This is a genomic window from Bacillus salipaludis, assembly GCF_004358205.1.
This window is the reverse complement of sequence record NZ_SMYO01000003.1, coordinates 183,185-203,806: the sequence shown is the minus strand read 5'-3', so window position 1 is coordinate 203,806 and position 20,622 is coordinate 183,185. Positions and strand designations below refer to the sequence as shown.

General features: G+C 40.2%; 20 protein-coding genes. 12 read left to right on the top strand and 8 right to left on the bottom strand.

Annotation, left to right across the window (positions count from 1 at the left end; all coding sequences use genetic code 11):
• The first annotated feature begins 101 nt into the window (after nucleotides 1–101).
• The 7 genes from E2K98_RS06365 (at nucleotide 102) to E2K98_RS06335 (ending at nucleotide 8,710) form a co-directional block, all read left to right on the top strand.
• A complete protein-coding gene (locus E2K98_RS06365; protein WP_133333422.1) occupies nucleotides 102–818 on the top strand; it encodes a response regulator in 717 nt (238 codons plus the stop codon).
• 31 nt (nucleotides 819–849) lie between these two features.
• Entirely contained in the window at nucleotides 850–2,466 is a 1,617-nt protein-coding gene (dcuS, locus tag E2K98_RS06360) for a DcuS/MalK family sensor histidine kinase (protein WP_133333421.1), read from the top strand.
• Between the two features lie 90 nt (nucleotides 2,467–2,556).
• The gene (locus tag E2K98_RS06355; protein ID WP_133333420.1) at nucleotides 2,557–4,074 is read left to right on the top strand and encodes a helix-turn-helix domain-containing protein; all 1,518 of its coding nucleotides are present in this window, start codon (nucleotides 2,557–2,559) and stop codon (nucleotides 4,072–4,074) included.
• Between the two features lie 29 nt (nucleotides 4,075–4,103).
• Nucleotides 4,104–4,538: an SRPBCC family protein gene (locus E2K98_RS06350; RefSeq protein WP_133333419.1), complete on the top strand. Its 435-nt coding sequence runs from the start codon at nucleotides 4,104–4,106 to the stop codon at nucleotides 4,536–4,538.
• Nucleotides 4,539–4,749: 211 nt separating this feature from the next.
• Nucleotides 4,750–6,420: a urocanate hydratase gene (gene hutU / locus E2K98_RS06345; protein ID WP_133333418.1), complete on the top strand. Its 1,671-nt coding sequence runs from the start codon at nucleotides 4,750–4,752 to the stop codon at nucleotides 6,418–6,420.
• A gap of 27 nt (nucleotides 6,421–6,447) precedes the next feature.
• A complete protein-coding gene (gene hutI / locus E2K98_RS06340) occupies nucleotides 6,448–7,746 on the top strand; it encodes an imidazolonepropionase (RefSeq protein WP_133333417.1) in 1,299 nt (432 codons plus the stop codon).
• Nucleotides 7,718–8,710 carry an agmatinase family protein gene (locus E2K98_RS06335; RefSeq protein ID WP_133333416.1) on the top strand — a complete coding sequence of 331 codons (993 nt, stop codon included), beginning with the start codon at nucleotides 7,718–7,720 and terminating at the stop codon, nucleotides 8,708–8,710. Before hutI ends, E2K98_RS06335 begins: the two co-directional genes overlap by 29 nt.
• A 72-nt stretch (nucleotides 8,711–8,782) precedes the next feature.
• Here E2K98_RS06335 and E2K98_RS06330 read toward each other — a convergent pair whose 3' ends face one another.
• Nucleotides 8,783–9,703 (bottom strand): DMT family transporter, encoded by a 921-nt coding sequence (locus E2K98_RS06330; protein ID WP_133333415.1) that lies wholly within the window; start codon nucleotides 9,701–9,703, stop codon nucleotides 8,783–8,785.
• Nucleotides 9,704–9,900: 197 nt separating this feature from the next.
• Between E2K98_RS06330 and argH the strand changes: the two genes are divergently transcribed.
• Nucleotides 9,901–11,391, top strand: a complete 1,491-nt coding sequence (argH, locus tag E2K98_RS06325; protein WP_133333414.1) for an argininosuccinate lyase — start codon at nucleotides 9,901–9,903, stop codon at nucleotides 11,389–11,391.
• Nucleotides 11,392–11,537: 146 nt separating this feature from the next.
• Here the strand turns inward: argH and E2K98_RS06320 are convergent, their stop codons facing one another.
• From E2K98_RS06320 to E2K98_RS06310, 4 genes are all read right to left on the bottom strand, one after another.
• Nucleotides 11,538–11,945, bottom strand: coding sequence for a hypothetical protein (locus E2K98_RS06320; RefSeq protein ID WP_133333413.1), 408 nt, complete (start codon nucleotides 11,943–11,945; stop codon nucleotides 11,538–11,540).
• Nucleotides 11,946–12,144: 199 nt separating this feature from the next.
• Complete coding sequence (locus E2K98_RS30815; RefSeq protein ID WP_155925660.1) at nucleotides 12,145–12,294, bottom strand: hypothetical protein; 150 nt, start codon at nucleotides 12,292–12,294, stop codon at nucleotides 12,145–12,147.
• Nucleotides 12,295–12,501: 207 nt separating this feature from the next.
• Nucleotides 12,502–13,248: a protein-glutamine gamma-glutamyltransferase gene (locus tag E2K98_RS06315; protein WP_133333412.1), complete on the bottom strand. Its 747-nt coding sequence runs from the start codon at nucleotides 13,246–13,248 to the stop codon at nucleotides 12,502–12,504.
• A 266-nt stretch (nucleotides 13,249–13,514) separates the two neighbouring features.
• A complete protein-coding gene (locus E2K98_RS06310; protein ID WP_133333411.1) occupies nucleotides 13,515–14,495 on the bottom strand; it encodes a CgeB family protein in 981 nt (326 codons plus the stop codon).
• A gap of 196 nt (nucleotides 14,496–14,691) precedes the next feature.
• Between E2K98_RS06310 and E2K98_RS06305 the strand changes: the two genes are divergently transcribed.
• Entirely contained in the window at nucleotides 14,692–15,312 is a 621-nt protein-coding gene (locus E2K98_RS06305) for a polysaccharide deacetylase family protein (RefSeq protein WP_133333410.1), read from the top strand.
• 84 nt (nucleotides 15,313–15,396) lie between these two features.
• On the opposite strand, the gene E2K98_RS06300 is transcribed toward E2K98_RS06305, so the two are convergent.
• The 3 genes from E2K98_RS06300 to E2K98_RS06290 form a co-directional block, all read right to left on the bottom strand.
• Nucleotides 15,397–15,615 (bottom strand): hypothetical protein, encoded by a 219-nt coding sequence (locus tag E2K98_RS06300; RefSeq protein ID WP_133333409.1) that lies wholly within the window; start codon nucleotides 15,613–15,615, stop codon nucleotides 15,397–15,399.
• Nucleotides 15,616–15,794: 179 nt separating this feature from the next.
• The gene (locus E2K98_RS06295; protein ID WP_133333408.1) at nucleotides 15,795–16,865 is read right to left on the bottom strand and encodes a glycosyltransferase; all 1,071 of its coding nucleotides are present in this window, start codon (nucleotides 16,863–16,865) and stop codon (nucleotides 15,795–15,797) included.
• 57 nt (nucleotides 16,866–16,922) lie between these two features.
• The gene (locus E2K98_RS06290; RefSeq protein ID WP_208025324.1) at nucleotides 16,923–17,330 is read right to left on the bottom strand and encodes a hypothetical protein; all 408 of its coding nucleotides are present in this window, start codon (nucleotides 17,328–17,330) and stop codon (nucleotides 16,923–16,925) included.
• A 333-nt stretch (nucleotides 17,331–17,663) separates the two neighbouring features.
• Here E2K98_RS06290 and E2K98_RS06285 point away from each other — a divergent pair, with 333 nt between their 5' ends.
• From E2K98_RS06285 to E2K98_RS06275, 3 genes are all read left to right on the top strand, one after another.
• A complete protein-coding gene (locus tag E2K98_RS06285) occupies nucleotides 17,664–17,906 on the top strand; it encodes a glutaredoxin family protein (RefSeq protein ID WP_133333407.1) in 243 nt (80 codons plus the stop codon).
• A 268-nt stretch (nucleotides 17,907–18,174) separates the two neighbouring features.
• Nucleotides 18,175–19,101: an alpha/beta hydrolase gene (locus tag E2K98_RS06280; RefSeq protein WP_133333406.1), complete on the top strand. Its 927-nt coding sequence runs from the start codon at nucleotides 18,175–18,177 to the stop codon at nucleotides 19,099–19,101.
• Between the two features lie 122 nt (nucleotides 19,102–19,223).
• Entirely contained in the window at nucleotides 19,224–20,597 is a 1,374-nt protein-coding gene (locus E2K98_RS06275; RefSeq protein ID WP_133333405.1) for an MATE family efflux transporter, read from the top strand.
• Nucleotides 20,598–20,622 lie beyond the last annotated feature (25 nt).

Genomic DNA, 20,622 nt, shown 5'->3' with positions numbered 1-20,622 from the left:
AAAGATTATATTTTGGTCATATTGGTCTTATTGTTCCTTTTGTTATCTAAAAATTCTTGGAAATAGTGTTTATTCAATTTACTATATTGATAAAATAGGTGATGATAGTAATAGATTATAAAACCAGGGGGGGAACAGCGTTGTTTCCATTCAAGGTAATTTTAGTAGAAGATGATCCAATGGTTCGGGAAGTACACCGCCAGTTTATTGAAAGAATTGAAGAATTTACAATCATTGGGACTGCTACAAACGGGCTTGAGGGACTTGCATTAATAAAAGAATCCAAACCAGACTTGGCCATTATCGATATATACATGCCCCATGTAAATGGCTTGGAAATGGTAAGAGAATTACGATCAGAAGATTTATTGGTCGATGTGATAGCGATAACAGCTGCGAACGATATTGAAACCGTTCACCGTGTCCTCCAGCAGGGAGCCATTGACTATATTATGAAACCCTTTACGTTTGAGAGAATCAAAAAGTCTCTTGAAAACTATAAAGGATATCGCATGAAATTGAAGGAAAAAGATGCTCTTGGACAGGATGAGTTAGATCAGCTGTTATTTTTAAAAAATAAAGAAGACCAGGAAATGGAGAACCTGCCGAAAGGGTTAAACCCAAATACATTAATTAAAATTACAAGCTACCTTTCACTCCAAAAAACACCTGTTTCTGCTGAGGAAGTGGCAGAAGGCATTGGGATAGCCCGGGTAACAGCACGAAGATATCTTGATTTTTTGGAAAAGGAAGGGAAAGTAAAGATACATGTTCATTATGGCGGGGTAGGAAGACCGGTTAATCGGTACGGAATTTAACATCACAAGGTTTGGAGAAGGGGAGAACATCGTGGAAGGCCTTGTATATAATAGACTCTCAAAGCCGAAGCTTCGCCTGCAATCAGTCATTACGTTAATGGTTTGCGTTGTCGTAGTCTTGGCATTTCTCGTAACCGATTTACTGATCACCTACCGGATAACGAGTGAAACGGAAAAAACTCAAGCAAACAAAGCAACTCAAATTGCGAAAATCGTCGCTCAGACTCCACTTGTGATCGACGGGCTTACTGGAAAGGCGGATGAAAAGGAAATTCAAGCATTTGCCAGTCAAATAAGACAATCTACACAGGTTGAGTTTGTGGTAGTGATGGATATGAACGGAATCCGAAAATCCCATCCGAATAAAGACAAAATTGGCCAGCATTTTGTTGGTGGAGATGAAAAGGCTGTCCTGAAAGGAAAAGAACATGTTTCGATAGCCACAGGGACATTGGGAGTTTCATTACGTTCGTTCATCCCCATCTACGATAAAAGCCACACGCAGGTTGGGGCTGTTGCCGTCGGGATTTCTTTAGAAAAGGTTAATCAAGCGGTTGCACAAAGCCGGAATATAATCATTATCGGCACGTTTTTTGGAATATTGGTCGGAATTATCGGGGCCCTTTTTCTTGCAAGAAAAATCAAAAGAATATTATTTGGACTTGAACCAAATGAAATCGCCAAAATACTCGAGGAAAGAAGTATGATGCTCCAGTCTACTAGAGAAGGGATGCTTGCGGTTGACCAAAGGGGCAGAATAACGTTAGTAAATAATGAAGCCATTCGGCTTTTTGAAAAAGCGGGAATTCAGGATCCACCGCTTGGAAGAAAAATTGACGGGTATTTACCTAATTCAAGGCTGACCTCTGTTTTGAAATCTGGGGAGCATCATTATGATCAGGAGCAGGACATTGGCGGTGTGACGATAATAACGAACCGGGTTCCGATCATCGTGAAAGGAAAAATTGTCGGTGCCATTGCAACCTTTCGTGAAAAAACTGAAATCAAGCAGTTGGCGGAACAATTAACCGGGGTTAAGCTTTATGCGGAAGCATTACGTACCCAGTCGCATGAATTTATGAATAAATTACACGTGATTTCAGGGTTAATTCATATGAAAAATTATGAAATGGTTTCTTCGTATATAACCGATCTTGTTGATCATCAACAGACCGAAGTGAACTTTGTTGTCAGCAGGTTTAAGGACCCGGTATTGGCCGGATTTCTTTTAGGTAAGTTAAGCTACGCTAGGGAAAATGGCTGTGAATTGACCATTGATGGAGAGGGAATTTTACCTGAACCACGCCGCCAAGAGACAACACATGAATTGGTAACAATTCTAGGAAACCTGATTGACAATGCGTTGGATGCAGTGAAGGATTGTTTGATTAAAACGGTTACCCTTCGGTTTGATTACTACGAGGGTCAGCTTGTATTAGAGATTCACGATACCGGAAAAGGTATTAAAGATGAGCAGGTGGATGATCTTTTTATAAAAGGCTTCTCCACTAAAGGGCATAATAGAGGTATCGGATTGTATTTAGTCAAGCAAAGCATCGAAGCCCTAAATGGAGCGATTGAAATCATTTCAACAGAAGGTAAAGGCACCACCTTTATCGTCTCCTTACCGTATCATGACAAAAAATAGTGTCCATTGGAGACGGACAAATTGGTGTGAAAGTCCACGGACGGTGCCTGTCACCGTATTGTATCACCGTATTGGAAGGGGGTCCCACAGGTGGAGGGTAATTGGTTAATTGTGGATCGGGATTTGAATGAGCGGGAGGGGTTGAAGTGGTGGTTGAGGACGTCTTCGATTCCGGTTACGAATATTCATTTAGCTTCTAGTTATCAGGAGTTTGTTGTGATATTTGAGCAGGAAATTCCGGATGTTGTGGTGATGGAGCTGGATATGATCGGAAGGGAGGATTGGTCCTCCTTTCGAGAGTTGATACAAATTTACGATCCAACTTTGGTCTTAACCAGTGCCGAGGCAACCTTTGAAAAGGCACGACTTGCGATAGATATGCAGGCGTTAGACCTGATGATTAAGCCTTTTTCGACCACAAAGGTAAATTCCGCCTTTCAAAAGGCATCAAGAAGCATCGGGAGAAAAAAAAATGCAATTGGCGCTAACCATCCAAATTCATACAAAGATCTATCCTATGAAGCCCTGTTTATCTCACAGCCATCCCTAGTTGAAGATTATCATATAGCGGCATTTAAAACGGAAAATGCTGAGACTATCGGCACATTGAGTTCCTTTCTGTCCGAATTTCCATTTAAAGACCTACATGGTGTCTTCGCTCTGAGTGAATTGGTTGTCTTATTGTTTCAAGAATCATGCCCAAATATAACGGAACAATGCCAAAAAGCGATGAGAAGATGGGATGAGGAATTTTCTGAACCGCTTGCGATTGTGGTTTATACAGGGAAAAATCCAGCTGTGACGCTAAACCAAAAATATCTTCAAACCCAGAAAATGCTTGAATTTACTTATTATCAAGGCTACAAACAGGTAGTTGAATTCGAATACTCTCCGGACTGGGTGCATATGGATCCGTTTTTAACCCCGCCCGAACAGCGGACCTGGATTGATATGCTGACTAATTTTGATTTAGAAAAAATAAAAAAATGGCTGTATGATGAATTTCTCCAGTTGCAAAATCCATATCCAGATCCCGGTCTGGTCAGAATTAGGTTGACAAGTATACTTGCCCAAATCAGGAGATATATGCAAACCTTTAATCTAGATGACCAGTCGCTTTATGAGCGCGAGTACCGATATATTTTTAATTCGATTTTATATGATACGGTTTTATATCGAACAGTACAGAACCTAATTCTCTTTATTCAAAAGATCTTTATTGGAGCTGAAGCCAGTTCACGAAACTTCAAACAAGATCCAATCGAACGGGGAATCTCCTATATGGAAGCCAATTTTTCCAACACGAATTTTAGGCTAGAAGATGTGGCGCATTATGTCGACCGCAACCCGTCTTATTTCAGCCATCTTCTTATCTCAAAAACCGGAAAAGGCTTTACCGAAGTCCTCGCAGGCATACGGATGAAGGAAGCAAAACGGCTGCTCATCGAGACAAGGAAGCCAGTAAAAGAGATTGCCTATCTTGTCGGCTATCAAAATACCAATTATTTTAGCCGGATTTTCAAAGAAACATCCGGGATGTCACCAAGGGAATTCCGCCTGAATAAAGCGGAAAATTTGAATAGCGACAAGGAGCAAGCAGAAAACTAGTGATAAAAACAATATGAAGAGGGATTAGAATGGTCGATGTTCGAACGGAAATCATCATTAATTCTCCAATAGATAAAGTAGCTCATTTTGCAGGAGATCCTGACAATGCACCAAAATGGTATGTAAACATTAGATCTGTGGAATGGAAAACACCAAAACCTTTGATTTGCGGCTCGAAAATTGCCTTCAAAGCGGAATTCCTCGGACGGCGGCTTGAGTATACGTATGAGATCGCAGAATATATTTCAGGACAAAAGCTCGTCATGAGAACGGCACATGGACCTTTTCCCATGGAAACGACCTATACATGGGAAAAGCTGGACACAGCTTCCACAAGGATGACATTAAAGAATGCTGGGAATCCAAGCGGTTTTTCGAAAATCTTCGCACCGTTTATGGGGAAAATGATGAAACGGGAAAATCAGAAGGACTTACAAAGACTGAAAAATATACTTGAAACATGAAAGGCCGCCGCTGAGGGCGGTCATTTTTATGCGGAAATATAAATATAATATATGTTCCTAAAAATTTTATAGATAAAGACCGAGAATATTTATATAAACACCCCTGAAATCAAAAAATACTTTCCTTTTTCTAATGTTTTATTCGTATTTTTCAGAAGATTATCTTTTTATAATGAAATCAGAGTTAAACATTAACTAAGGGGTGTAAAAAATGACAAAGACATCTGAAAAAAGAGTAATCAAAAATTATAAAGGCACTGAACTCCATGCAAAGGGCTGGATCCAAGAAGCAGCACTACGTATGTTATATAATAACTTAGATCAAGAAGTAGCAGAAAGACCAGAAGATCTTGTTGTATACGGCGGGATTGGGAAAGCAGCTCGTAACTGGGAATCTTTTGATGCAATTGTGAAAACGCTTTTAGAGCTTGAAGATGATGAAACCATGCTAGTTCAATCAGGTAAGCCAGTCGTTGTTTGGAAATCTCACAAAGATGCACCACGCGTATTGCTTGCTAACTCAAACCTTGTACCTGCATGGGCAAACTGGGAGCACTTCCACGAGCTTGATAAAAAAGGCTTGATGATGTACGGTCAAATGACTGCTGGAAGCTGGATCTATATCGGAAGCCAGGGAATTGTTCAAGGAACTTACGAAACATTTGCAGAGCTTGCTCGTCAAGAGTTCGGCGGTTCATTAAAACATACTATCACTTTAACAGCTGGTCTAGGTGGTATGGGTGGGGCGCAGCCACTTGCAGTAACAATGAATGACGGCGTATGTATCGGCATCGATGTAGATGAGTGGAGAATTGATCGTCGTATTGAAACTAGATACTTAGATGTAAAAACAAATGACCTTGATGAAGCATTGAAATTAGCGTTTGAAGCAAAGAAAGAAGGAAAAGGGCTTTCAATCGGGCTTATTGGCAACGCAGCAGAAATTTTACCATTAATGATTGAAAAAGGCTTTAACCCAGATGTATTAACAGACCAAACTTCTGCACACGATCCACTTAACGGATATGTACCAGTTGGCTATTCTTTAGAAGAAGCTGATAAATTAAGAAAAGAAGATCCAACATTATATGTGAAGCTTTCAAAACAAAGCATGGCAACACATGTAAAAGCAATGTTAGAAATGCAACAAAAAGGCGCTGTTACATTTGACTACGGTAACAACATCCGTCAAGTGGCAAAAGACGAAGGCGTTGAAAATGCATTCGATTTCCCTGGATTCGTTCCAGCGTACATCCGTCCATTGTTCTGTGAAGGTAAAGGACCTTTCCGCTGGGCAGCATTATCTGGAGATCCAGAAGATATCCGTAAAATTGACGAAGCATTACTTCGTGTATACAAAGATGATGAGCACCTTTGCAAATGGGTTAAGATGGCACAAGAAAGAATTGCTTTCCAAGGACTTCCTGCACGTATTTGCTGGTTAGGTTATGGTGAAAGAGCACGCTTTGGTAAAATCATTAACGACATGGTTGCATCAGGTGAAGTTTCAGCTCCAATCGTTATCGGTCGTGACCACTTAGATGCTGGTTCCGTTGCATCTCCAAACCGTGAAACTGAAAGCATGATGGACGGTTCTGATGCGGTATCTGACTGGCCAATCCTTAATGCCATGATCAACGCAGTTGGCGGCGCAAGCTGGATTTCCTTACACCATGGCGGCGGCGTAGGTATGGGATATTCACAACACTCTGGTATGGTTATCGTTGCTGACGGTACAAAAGAAGCAGAAGCACGCTTAGAGCGCGTATTAACAACGGACCCTGGTATGGGTGTAGTTCGTCACGCTGATGCAGGTTATGAAATTGCAATCAAAACTGCAAAAGAAAAAGGCATCAAAATGCCAATGTTAAAGCAAGACTAAGACCTGACCGAAAGGAATTGAAAACGAATGAGTAAAGCACTTTTTATCAGAAATGCTTCTCAGCTCGTTACCTTACAGGGGAGCTCAAAGGCTCCCCTTGTTAAGGATGCGATGTCTGAGCTTAAAATTATTGAAAACGGCAGCGTTTGGATTGAAGATGGTGTTATTCAAGCAGTTGGTACAGATTCAGAACTAAAAGCTAAGTATGCATCACGTTTGGCTGATGCAGAAGTTGTTGATGCGACCGGCAAGCTTGTAACACCTGGTTTAGTTGATCCGCATACACATGTTGTGTTTGCCGGAAGCCGTGAAAACGAGTTTAATATGCGTCTTCAAGGGGCTAGCTATATGGACATCATGAATGCCGGAGGCGGGATTCATGCGACAACACGCGCAACGCAGGCAGCTAGCCATGAACAGCTTTTTGCAGAGAGCTATGAACGTTTGAATCAGTTTTTGCGTCACGGCGTTACAACAGTCGAGGCAAAAAGCGGCTACGGTATGGAGTGGGCAACTGAATTAAAACAGCTTGAAGTAGCGAAAGAATTGAACGAAAAGCATGTAATCGATCTTGTTTCTACATTTATGGGTGCACATGCTGTGCCGAAAGAATATAAGGAAAATCCGGAAGAATTCATTGATTTATTGATCAACGAAATGATTCCAAAAGTGGCGGAGCTTGGGCTTGCGGAATTTAATGATGTTTTCTGTGAGTTTGGGGTATTCACACCTGAGCAATCACGGAGAATTCTTGAAGCAGGAAAGAAACACGGATTATTGGCAAAAATTCACGCTGATGAAATTGAGCCATATGAAGGTGCAGAACTTGCCGCAGAAGTTGGAGCCGTTTCAGCTGACCATTTATTAAAGGCTTCTGAAAAAGGTATGAAGGCAATGGCTGAAAAAGGCGTTGTCGGTGTATTGCTTCCAGGAACTGCTTACTTTTTAATGGCTGAGTCTGCAAATGGCCGTAAAATGATTGATTTAGGTGTGCCGGTTGCATTATCAACCGACTGTAATCCAGGTTCATCGCCAACAGTTTCACTTCCATTCATTATGAGTTTAGGTTGCTTGAAAATGGGGATGACTCCTGCTGAAGTTCTTGCCGCAACGACGATTAATGCAGCACATGCGGTTAATCGCGCGAGCGAAATCGGTAGCTTGGAAGTCGGCAAAAAAGGCGATGTAACGATTTTTAATGTTCCAAACTATATGAAGCTTCAATACTCCTATGGTGTAAACCACGTAGATACTGTTGTGAAAAATGGTGCAGTGGTTGTCAAGGGAGGTCAGTTGCATGAAAAGCTTCTTGTATCCAAAAATTAACCCACATAGTTTTACATGGGTAAAACCAGAGGGACGTGCTCCCGAGAAGGTTCATGAGTGGATTCAGCCGTTGACTTCGGAGGCAGATCCTGAAAAGTGTAAGTCCGCTGAAGTGGTAGTGGTCGGTGTGCCATTGTCACGTTCTTCAATCAGCGCTTCGGGGGCATCTGAATTCCCAGATGCTTTCCGCCGTGCGTGGAAGGGCTTTACAACATATAATCTTGATGAAGATATTGATTTAGCGGAAATAACAGCACTGGACGTTGGGGACGTCCCAATGCACGTCACCGATATTCGCCGTTGCCATGATAATATCATTGAGGCTTCAGAAGCAATTCATACGCATTTTGATCATTCAAAGGTATGTTCGATTGGCGGGGATCATTCGATTACGGCGATGATGGTGAAAGGACTGCAAAAGGCTAAACCGGGAGAACGGATTGGGATCTTGCAATTTGATACCCATTTTGATTTACGGGATATGAGTGATAACGGGCCATCGAACGGAACACCTATGCGTAATTTGATTGAGAGCGGTGTTGTGAACGGATCGGATATGTACAACATCGGATTGCACGGATTTTTTAATACAAAAGATTTAAAAGAGTACGCTGATGCTCATGGCGTGAACTATATCACCCTTCGCAATGCACGGAAAAAGGGCTTTGAAGCAACAGTTTTAGCATGCTTAGAGGAGCTTGCGGCGAAGGTGGATACAATTTACTTAACAGTTGACATGGATTGCTTGGATGTGGCGTATGCACCAGGGGTACCGGCATCGACACCAGGCGGGCTGACTTCAGCAGAATTACTTGAAGGTGTTCTGGCAGCAGGGAAACATCCTAAAGTTAAGGCTATGGACATCGTCTGCCTTGACCCATTAAAAGATTCTTCCGTCCAGCAAACTGTAAAAATGGGCACACACGTATTCCTCACCTTTGTTAGTGGAGTTATGCTTCGCTAATTCATTAAAGTGCCTGACACCGTCGAAAGACAACTTGTAAAAAATGTCCACCTAGGGTGGACATTTTTTCGTTTATATTGTTTTATTTGACTGGTTGAGAACGACTGGTTTGACAGCCTGTGAAGGCATGTTGGCGATAAAGACGCCGAGTAAGACTAGGATTCCTCCGAAAATTTGCGCTGGGAGAATCCGGTCACCAAGAATAAAATGGGAGGCGATAATCGCGACAAACGGCTGGATATTCATGAACATCGAGGCCGTTCCAGCACCTACCTTTGCTACACCGCCATTCCACCAAAATCCCGCTATACCTTGGGCAATCACTCCCGCACAAATTAATAAAATCCACATAATAGGTGAATGACTGATCACAGATCCGCTGACAAGGTTTTCCACACCTGCGGCCGGTATCATAAGGACACTACCAAGCACAGTGGCATAAACCGTAATGATATAAGAATTTAAGGTTTTAGATAACCGTCGGATATATAAGAGACTAATAGACAAACAAAGCATGGCAACAAAAATATTTAAATCTCCAAATGAAATCCCCAGCGAGCCGCCTGCACCACCAATAATCGAAAATACACCGATTAAACTGATCAATGCCCCTAATGATTTTTTTAACGTCAACCTCACTTTAAAAATAATTCGCTCCAACAGAATGGTAGCAATTGGCGCCAACGCAATGATTAACGAGGCATTAGCCGGTGTTGTGTGATGGAGTCCTGTGAAATAAAAGGTTTGGTTTAAAAGTGTTCCAAAGATTCCGACGCCTAAGAGGGACTTCCACTCGGATCCAGTCGGTTTTCTTATTCCCTTATGAATGAGCGCAACAATGATTAAAAATAGAGAAGTAAAACAAATCCGAACTGTTGATAAAAAAACAGGTGAGAAACCTTTTAACAAGTAAGCACTTACCGGATAGTTACAGCCCCATAAAATGGACACAAGAAACAAACTGATTAATGCTTTAGATTTAAGCATCGACATGATGGTGAACACATACCTTTCCACTGTAGTTGGATTTTAAACTGTTATCCATTATAGCATGGTATTTCGGGAAGCTAAATAAGATTTTTAGAAACTTTTCTTCCAATAGGAAACGGGCATATCTTTATTTTTCACATAAAAATGTTAGTAGAAGAAATGTTTTAAATCAAATGTACGCTAATTTGGAGTTGAAAAATATGAGTAAACGAAAGGATTTTTTGAATAAAGAAGGATTGGTTTTTCCAGGAAAGACTTATGCGGAGGAACTGCTAATCCCAGTCTTTAATGATCAAAGAGATTATTTATTTGAAGCAATGTTTGATATTCACCGTGCCCATATTATCATGTTGAAGGAACAGCAAATCATCAGTGGTGAGGACGCCATAACGATGTTAGAGGGAACAAATAAAGTCGCCAAAACGGATGCATCTCAATTAACCTTTCAGCCTCAATATGAAGATTTATTTTTCATGATGGAGGCGAAAATATCTGAGGAAATCGGCCCCGAACTGGCTGGAAAAATCCACCTTGGCCGGAGCCGGAATGATATGGGAGTGGCTATGTATCGCTTGGTACTAAGGGAGCATTTCTTAAAGTTGTTCAACTCCTGCTATGACTTAAGTGAGATTCTTTTGGAAAAGGCCGAAGAGCATATGGAAACCTATATAACGGGTTATACCCACACACAGCCGGCACAACCGACTACGCTAGGTCACTATTTTCTTGCTATTTATGATGTACTGCAACGGGATATCAAGCGCTTTTGGTCTGCCTATGAAACGGTCAACCAATCTCCGCTTGGGGCAGCGGCGATGACAACCACTGGGTTTCCAATCAGCAGGGTCCGGACCTGTGAGCTGCTGGGGTTTGATCGGCTCGTAGAAAATTCATATGATTCGATTGCAGGTGCGGATTATCTGCTGGAAACAGCGTCGGCATTGATGACTTGCATGGTGAATACAGGACGGTGGATCCAGGATTTTCTCCTACAGGTAACGAGAGAGTATGGAACGTATACGGTTGCTGACCCTTATGTGCAGGTCAGCAGTATCATGCCGCAAAAGAGAAATCCGGTTTCGATTGAGCATTCACGGTCCCTTGCGAGCAGTGCTTTTAGCGAGGCGCAGGCGGTCATGAATATGATTCACAATACACCATTCGGGGATATCGTTGATACCGAGGACGATTTACAGCCGCATCTTTACCGGTCATTTAACCAGGCAAATCGTGTTATGAAGCTGATGTATGCTGTTATTGCTACTCTTCAGGTAAATAAAGATCGTACCAGGGATATGGCGCAAAAATCATGCATTACCATTACGGAATTGGCTGATACCCTTGCAAGAGACTACGGGGTTGGTTTTCGGCAGGCGCATGAAATTGCCAGCAGTATTTCGAAAAAAACAACCGAGGAGCAGAAAGAATTGTCGGATTGGGATATAGAAGAGGTAAATGCGATGATTCAAAAATACGTAGAGGTGAAGGTTACCGAGAAAGTGTGGAATAATATTATTTCTCCAGTTTATTTTGTAAAAATCAGAAGCGTTAGCGGGGGGCCTAGTCCAAACGAAGTGAAGAGAATGATAGAACATAGAAAAGACCGCTTAAAGGATGCGACGGAAAAATTCAGCAATATTGTCCGTAAAATGGACGGAAAAAGGAAGCGCCTGCGGGAATATTTCTTCTGAGATCTGAGAAAAATAGTTTGTTACTATATTAGAAAAATAACCTCCTGGAAAATAATAAATGATTTATACTACGATTTAAGTGGCAGCTTCATGCTGAGCCTTTCTTAAAAGGAAAAACCTTGATTTCTCAAGGTTTAGTTATGAAATCATTTCTTTTTTGAAATCTTATCCGACTGTAGGATGTATTCAATTAACATTTTATTGTCTTCTTTATACTCAATTAATTGGGCTTTTAATTCTGCTAATTCATTGGAAAGTTTTTCAAGTTGTGAAGTGATTACACTAAGTTCGGTTTTATCTAGGCTTGAAGCTGAATCATCTTGCTTCGATTTACTCGTATCATTGACTGAATTAGCAACTGCATCATTTGTAAACAAACTGCTAGCTACCTTCATTAGCGAATTCATTGTATTTGGATTTTGCATTAAGCTCCCAGCCAAATTTATTAAGGCATCATTGTTACTGTTCGGTTGTAAAGTATTATTAAATAAGCCCCCTAGATCAAGATTGTCTCCCAATATAGATTTGTTTTTTTTGTTTTGATTTTCACTCATTATTTTGTCACCCTTTTCTAAATAGTACTTACAAGGTTTGAAGTGAATCCTGAAAGTATTTATCAATTAAAAGAAAATAAAGTACTTGGAATCCTCTTATTTCTAACATTAAAAGGAACTTAGAAGATTATTTAAAGTAATCTTCTAAGTTCTCATGCATATACCTTAAAACTATCGTGAGTAACCGGTGAGAATTCGATTAGCATTGTGCAGCAATTGCATTAAATGCACCTGCAAATGAACTTGTGTCAACTCCTAAAATTCCACCGACGAATAGTGCAAGAGCTAATAAAATGATTACAAGTAGTACTCCTAAGCAAACAAGAAGATTGGAAAGTGGTGATGTCATTAATGATTCCCCCCTTTCTCGAAATGAAGGTATTGTAAGCGGCCCTTACGAAAATATACTCTGCTAAAATGATGGACAAGCATGGACGAACGTCACAATTTTAGAAAAATAGGTTGTCCATTTATTAAAAATAGTCAGTAGCCAGGGAGTTGGTGAAAAATAAGTAGGGAATGGCCACCTAAAGCTGGCCATTCCTGTGTTATGAGATTAATTTTGTAATGTTAATAAAAATAGTGACCGATAAACAGGCCGTGTAATCTGTCTCATAAGATAAGCGGATTCCTCAGGATCCGGCTTTCTTTTTGTGTTTAAAAATTTAATAATTGTGCTGGCATTTCGAATTCCGACACCATGGCCATAATACTTGTCATCACCAAAATAAATCACGTTTTCAGCACGCCAGTGGGGCTGCTTTGGATCGAAATCCGGATTATTGAAGTGGAGAACATCACCAGGGATAAAGTCATCTCCGTCCTTTGGAAAGACGGGGAGGTCTTCATCAAATTGCCAATCGAATAAATATAACCTTTTAAAATAAAGATTAAATAACTCCGGTCCAATCGTATAGAGGGTGGCAATATAGAGTACGATTGCGATCGCAGTTGAGCACTCAAATGCATAAAGTTTCCCATTTTTTAAAATATCAAGGATTGCAGTGGAAGGGGCTGTGCCGCCCCTTAACAAGAACCCTCCGTTTGGCAATCGCTGCCAATACTTTTTATTTGGAAAAGCATAGGTGAAAGTGGTAAACTTTACGCCACTTTTATTAAGCTGTGTCGCTGCTTTCATGGTATTTTCTCTAAACTGCAGCTCAAATTTCAATTCATCCATTGATTGATACTCGTAGGTCACCCCTAGTGCAGCCATTTGTTTCACAATGTTCTTTTGTTCCTTATCCGTAATCAACTTGTTAAGTGCCTCAGACTTAACAATCTGCCCATTTATCATTATCATAAAACAACCACCGCCTCACACATCAATCCCTTCCTAAAACATATGAAACTAAATTGGGATTCGTGCATATATGTGAATGAATTAACAAGGTGCCTGTCACCCAAGAAAGACAAATCGCGAAAAATGTCCACCTGATGTGGACATTTTCTAGGACCTGCCTCTATGAATATTTTTGTCCTTATGGAGTGGACAAAATTGATGATTTATCCACGGGTGGTGTCTGTCACCGAAAATGGTCACCGTAAATGACGCCTTCATTGTCATCCTCATTTTATAATGTACTCATTTTTGAGAGTTTTGATGGCTTGTTTAGCGCGGTTCTTATAAGAGTGTGGGGAGACAGTTTTAAGGGCGTTTTCGCTGATGGCCTTACATTCTTCCGGGTGTTTTAAATAGTGTCGGACTAATTCAAGTGTTTGTTCTGGACTTGAAGATACAATCAGGTCTTCTCCCGGGGTAAATAATTCTCTGACACCATCGGTATCCGAGGTGAGAAAAAATCCTCCGGATGCCAAAATTTCATAAGTTCTTTGCGTTACCTGTGATTTATAGTTTTGTGGCCCAATAATAATTTGGGCAGAATTATACACCTTATAAGCGTCCTTATATGGTAAATATCCATGAATCCAATCCTTTGGAATACTTACCCCAAGAATATCACCCATTTTATCCCAATCCTTCCCCCAGAAGTCAATCCGAATATTTTCTTCCAATAACGGTTTGATGAGGGTTGTAAGTGATTGGTTTCGAAAGTGTTGAGGGGATTGTTTCAATACTTCAGGGTAAGCATTTGCGACAACAGCAATCGAATATTTAGTATCATATTTGGAATTAGGATAATGGATGCTAGGTTCGTAGCCAAAATCTAAATGCCCAGCGCGAATTCCTAGTTTTCTATAAAAGTTTACTAGTGGCTCACTTAGTGTAAACACAAAGTCCGGTTTCATTCGTAAAATAAGAGGTAAGGAAAAATCCAGTGTAAAATGGGGATCCTCCACCGCCCAGTAAATATGGGGGATACCGGAAGCCTTTATTTGTTTCGCGATCAAATCCTGCTTCCAAACATTATCATTTTCCTCTCCCCATCCTTCAGAAAAAATAAGATCCGGTTTAAAGCGTGAGATTAATTTAGGAATGGTATTCTCACTTATTTTTCCAGAAACCAATACTTTATGCCCCGCTTCTTTAAAACCATTTGCCAACCCATACATTAATAATTCATTACTATCTATAAATAGAATTCTCAAGTCCGTTACACCGCCTTATTTTTCTATCATTATATGTATCTTGGACAAACAGGGGACGGCATTAGTGGAAAGTTTTAAGGAATGGGTGAAATCCACCAAACAAATTCTAACAGTTAACATATAGTAATCATGACGAAGGTGGAAACGATGCGGTTCAACCTTCCATTTTCATCAACTCTAAAAAGAGGAGGGAAATATAATCGAACAAACAAATAAAAAACGATATGTCGCATTAACATTTGATGATGGGCCATCGGAATACACTCCTCATATACTACGAATCCTAAAATATTACGGAGTAAAAGCAACCTTTTTTATTATTGGAAAGAATGTTACACAAGGTCAGCAGAAAATCCTAAAACAATTGATCTCGAATGGAAATGTCCTGGGTAACCATACTTGGAACCACCCGAATATTACGAAACTAAGCCATGAGAAGTTAACCAAAGAAATTGAAAGCACAAATCAAGTAATTAAAAAAATCACGAAGCAGGAAGTACAAATCTTCCGGCCTCCTTATGGCGAGATCACTGAAGAGAATGAAGGAACCGTCTTGGAATTAGGACTAATTCCCGTTCTTTGGGATTTAGATACATTGGATTGGAATCTTTCCATAAAGGAGCCAATTGAGGAGCGTGTATCAAGGCAAATTCAGCGGGATCATATTATACTGATGCACGATGGGGGTGGTCGAAGAGAAAAGACAGTCGAAGCACTGCCGAAAATCATCGAATATCTCAAAAAACAAAATTACGAATTTTTGACCATACCAGAATATTTTAGAGAGGTTTTTCATTTAGAACTTGGTTCTCCCTAAAAGTATTAAATATCCTTTTACAAAAAAATGGCTAAGAGTGTCACCTCCAGCCATTTTTCCTTTTAACTCTCCTGAATTTTCCAATTAGGAAAAAGCAAGATAAATGATATACACAAGAATTACTGTAATTGCGATGATGTAGGTTAAAAAAACAGGATTAAGCAATATAGGATGTCTTTGAATATTTTCGTGTATTTCTTCATCAAATTCACTATTACTAGCGCTGAAAGCTTTACCCCTTTTAAAGGTATAAATTAACCCAACAACCATGATTATTGCTATAATCGCTAAAATATATATCAAAAGAATCCCACCTTTCATCTTATTTTTTGAATAAAGGTTTTTTTTATTCCATTAAAAAAAATTTATGAGGGCATTCGGTATCTTAACAAGACGGGATGGAAGGAGGGTTTGAAGGGTAATTTATATAAAAAGTACACTGATTTCAACGTGTACTTCGCATTGTTTAAAAATAAAATAGTTTATTTTTTTATAAAATTTTTCAAAATGGTTTCATTTTTTAAAATTAAATCGTGCTCCGGATTGAAAGTTTTTGCCATTTCAATATGCTCTAAAGCCTTTTGATAATCTCCTAAGTGGGAATAGCAAACGCTAAGTTGAAGATGGGGAATCCAGGAAGAGCAGGCATGATTGGTAATTCCGCCCGTATCTATGGCTGGTAATTGAGTAGCGAATTGAAACCAATGGACTGCTATTTCAGGGCGACTGAGTTGTAAAAAGAAAAATCCTAACCGACAGCAGGATTCGGCCCGTGGGGGGCCAAATTTTAATTCGTATAAAGCACTATGAATGGCGTTGTCCATTTTCCCTAATGCGGCATAGCATTCAGCAATCCGGCCATGTGCTTGAATAACATCCTCAATCCAGCATTTTCCCGATTGTAAAAATTTTTGATAATTTTGAATGGCTCTTTCGTACTGTTGATGATCATAGAGTTCATTCGCAAAATAGTACAAGTCTCTTGGAGAAAAGAGTGCACCATTTTTTTGCCGCTGTTCGTAAATTCTCAGGTTTCGATCACTGTTGCTATGTTCCCTTTTATGCGTGATAGCGATCTCGCTGTGAAGCATATTTCCGTGGACTTCAAGATATTCATGAACAGCACCCTGCCATTTAAATTGGTTTTCCCTTTTCACCATCCTGACCTGCCTTAGACTCACAAGAACATTGCCTGATTCGTCAAAGCCGGCAAGACATTTCATGGTAACAGCATCAATGGTGGGTGATATGGATTTTTTTAATTGCTCGAGTTTTTCTGAGTCTGCCTTACTTAGAACATCGTCGGCATCAAGGGTAAAAATATAATCCATGTGAGCGTGAGAAAAAGCATGATTGCGTGCTGCAGAAAAATCATCAATCCACTGAAAATGATAGATTTTTGCCCCAAACTTTTTGGCAATCTCTATCGTCTGGTCATTTGAACCTGTATCGACAAGTATAATCTCATCGACAATATTTTTAACAGAATTCAAACAGCGGCTAAGTGTTTTTTCTTCATTTTTGACAATCATACATAAGCTTATAGAAACCATATGGTCACCTCCAAAAATCTACCTGCATCTTGTAAAAAGAATGCAGGCAGATTCATCCTAGTTTTCTGGATCAATATACTTGTTATATAAGGACCTTACCCATTGAATGGAATCCACTGATCCGTTCGCATCAGCTGGTGCTGTCCCTCCAGTAGTGCCAGTAGTACCAGTAGTGCCTGTTGTACCAGTAATTCCTGTAAGCCCAGTCATACCTGTAATACCAGTTAACCCAGTAAGCCCAGTAAGCCCAGTAAGTCCAGTTAACCCAGTTAACCCAGTTAGTCCAGTTAATCCAGTTAGACCAGTTAATCCAGTTAGTCCAGTTAGACCAGTTAATCCAGTTAGTCCTGTAACACCAGTTAAACCGCCAGGACCTTGCATACCTCCTAATTTATTAGGTGGAAGAGGTTTTGGATGCTTGCGGTTTCGATGTTTCGGACCACGTTTTGGTGGCTTTGGTGGCAAATTCGTCACCTCCAAGAAGTTGATTAATATAAACTATTAAATTATCAGACAAGTTGTTCTAGGTAAAATATCATTAAGAATAAATTTTTGTTTAATTTTCCTCGTAACAGCTTGCCTCCTAAATCCATGATATTAAACTCCACATTGATTGGTGTTGGATTTTACCTGATTCCGACAAAATATGCGATTGTCATAAGAGGACAAAAGATAAGGTGACAGGCACCATTCGTGGACAAATAGGTGATTTTGTACGTGTGGGGTGGACAATGGCTGGTGTATTTATATCTATTATTTAAAAACTGATATAATCTTAAAAAAGGGGAGAAAAGTTAAATGAACAAACAAGTCATCGTCTATACAACCAATGATTGTATTGAATGCACTATGGTTAAACAGGTTCTGACTCAAGAAGGAATTCCTTTTGAAACTAGGGATATCTCAACCAATGCAAAATTCCAAGAAGAAGTGGAGAAATATGGCTTTCTTGGTGTTCCAGTAACTGTCGTTGGAAATCGGGCAGTTAAAGGCTTCACTAATGATTTGAAGGAATTAATTGAGATTGCAAAAGGGATGTAAAAAGCGCCGGCAGGGCGCTTTTTTTATAAAAAAATAAAGCCTTGCAGCGGCACTATTTTTATCAGAATAAATTCGCAAATAAACATTCATTTTTAAAAATTCTTTACAAAAAGTGATCCAAATCAGAATGCTCTCCGTTAGCTTTTTGAAAACACACAAAAGGGGGAGATGATTTCATCAAAAATCTATTTCAGAAAAGGTTTACGCACAGGACAGCACGAAAATATTTTTATAGTGGTTTTTATTTTGAAATGGGAGGTTGGTAGGAATGGTTTTGAATCCGAAAATGAAGTATTTTATCGAAAACTTATTACCAAAATACCCTGAGGGATATACGCCGACACTTGAAGATATCCGTGCCCGCGTCAGTACAGTTCCGCCTGGAAGTGTTGAAGAGGTTCATGATGTCTACGACCGCACCATACCTGGGCCCGAAAATGACATTCCGATTCGAATTTACACACCGGAAGGAGATGGACCATTTCCGATTGTTGTTTATTTCCATGGTGGAGGCTTTGTGTACGGTGGCTTGGAAAGTCATGATGCCGTTTGCCGCAGCATTGTGAAAACATCGCAGCATCTTCTTGTTTCGGTTGATTACCGCTTAGCTCCGGAAAACCCATTCCCGGCCGCACCAAATGATTGCTTCACTGCAGCCAAATGGGTATATCAAAACGCTGTCGAATTGAATGGCGACCCCACTAAACTATCAGTAGCAGGCGACAGTGCTGGAGGAAATTTAGCAACGGTCGTTGCCCTGATGGCAAAAGAACAAGATGGTCTAGAAATTACAAAACAAGTGTTGCTTTATCCTGTCGTCGACCATTACCAGCCTGAAAAATACGCCTCCTACATAGAAAACGGCAGCGGTTATTTTTTAACCACCGATGCAATGGCCTTATTCAGCAAGCTTTATGTTCAATCAGAGGAATACGCGGAGGATTACCATGCTGCACCGATTACAGCCCCGGATCTGAGCGGTTTGCCGCCTGCGTTCATTATTACCGCCGAGTTTGATCCGCTTAGGGATGAAGGGGAGATGTACGGGGCAAAGCTCCGAGAAACTGGGGTATCGGCAATGGTCCGAAGGGAAAAAGGACTTGTCCATGGCTTTTTTAATCTCTTCAGCCTAATCGATTCGAAGGAAGACATCTCAGACACCTATGAAGCGATTGGAGAATTTTTAAATAAATAATGGGTTAAAAATCGTCCTTTACGATCAGGGCGATTTTTTTACTTCTTTTTTCCACCAACAAACGATAAAATAATCATGCATTACCTAGTTTTAGGCAAGAGCACTTAGTTAGGGGTACAATCATGAAGCAAACTTTTACTTTAACGGAAAAAACAAAGCAAATTATTATTCTATTGGTTCCAATCTTAATTACTCAGCTTGGAATGTTTTCCATGGTGTTCTTTAATACGATTATGTCTGGAAAATATAGTCCGTCCGATCTTGCCGGGGTAGCCATTGGTTCCTCGATATGGAATCCAATTTTTACAGGGTTAAGCAGTATCCTGCTTGCTGTCTCGCCGATTGCAGCTCAAAGATATGGTGAAAGGAAAAATAAAGAGGTAGCCTCGAGTGTAAAACACGGTATTTATCTATCCCTAATAATAGGTGTGCTAGTCCTAATTCTTGGTTCCATTTTTTTAGATATCATTCTCGATCAAATGAATTTGCAGCAGAGTGTTCGGAAACCCGCCTTTGAGTATTTGGTGGGATTAAGTTATGGAATTATTCCTCTTTTTCTTTTTAATGTATTACGGTCGTTTATTTATGCATTAGGGAAAACACGTGTTGTAATGGTGATTCTACTAATATCTCTACCTGTCAATTTCTTTTTAAATTATGTGCTGATTTTTGGGTATTGGGGATTCCCAGAGCTTGGGGGAGGTGGGGCCGGTTATGCAACCTCGATTACGTATTGGTTTATTGCTGCAATGACGGTGTTTATTGTTAAAATGCAGGAGCCATTTTCAACTTATCAAGTGTTTAACCATTTAAAAGAATTCTCTTGGTCTGAATGCAGGGAGATTTTAAAAATCGGCGTTCCGATGGGGCTGTCTACCTTTTTTGAGACGAGTATGTTTGCGGTCGTAACGATTCTGTTAAGTAAGTTCAGCGTTACTACGATCGCTGCCTACCAATCTGCGTTAAACATTGTCTCGTTCCTTTATATGATTCCAATCAGTATTTCTATGGCGCAAACCGTATTAGTAGGTTTCGAGGTTGGCTCGGGCCGCAATAAAGATGCGAAGGACTACAGTTGGTTAGGAGTTTTTTTAGCTGTCTTAATGGCACTGGTTACAGGGCTATTGGTTGTAACTTTCCGCTATGATGTTGCTGGATTTTATTCGAATGAACGGGCTGTCATTAATTTAACCGCTCATTTTCTTGTTTATGCCTTATTTTTCCAAATGAGTGATGCCATACAGGCAACGGCACAGGCAGCGCTAAGAGGCTACAAAGATGTGAATCTTGCATTTATTATGACCTTAATTGCTTACTGGCTCATTTGTCTTCCGGTCGGGTATGGATTGGCGAATTTTACTGGGATGGGAGCGGCTGGTTATTGGATTGGCTTAACAGTAGGGCTTCTTTCGGCGGGAATTGCGTTATCACTTCGTTTGATTTATATCCAAAGGCACAAATTTGCGAGTGTCCCGGTTCGTGAAAAGTTAGTATAAAACAAAAAAGCGGTGAAATTGGTTC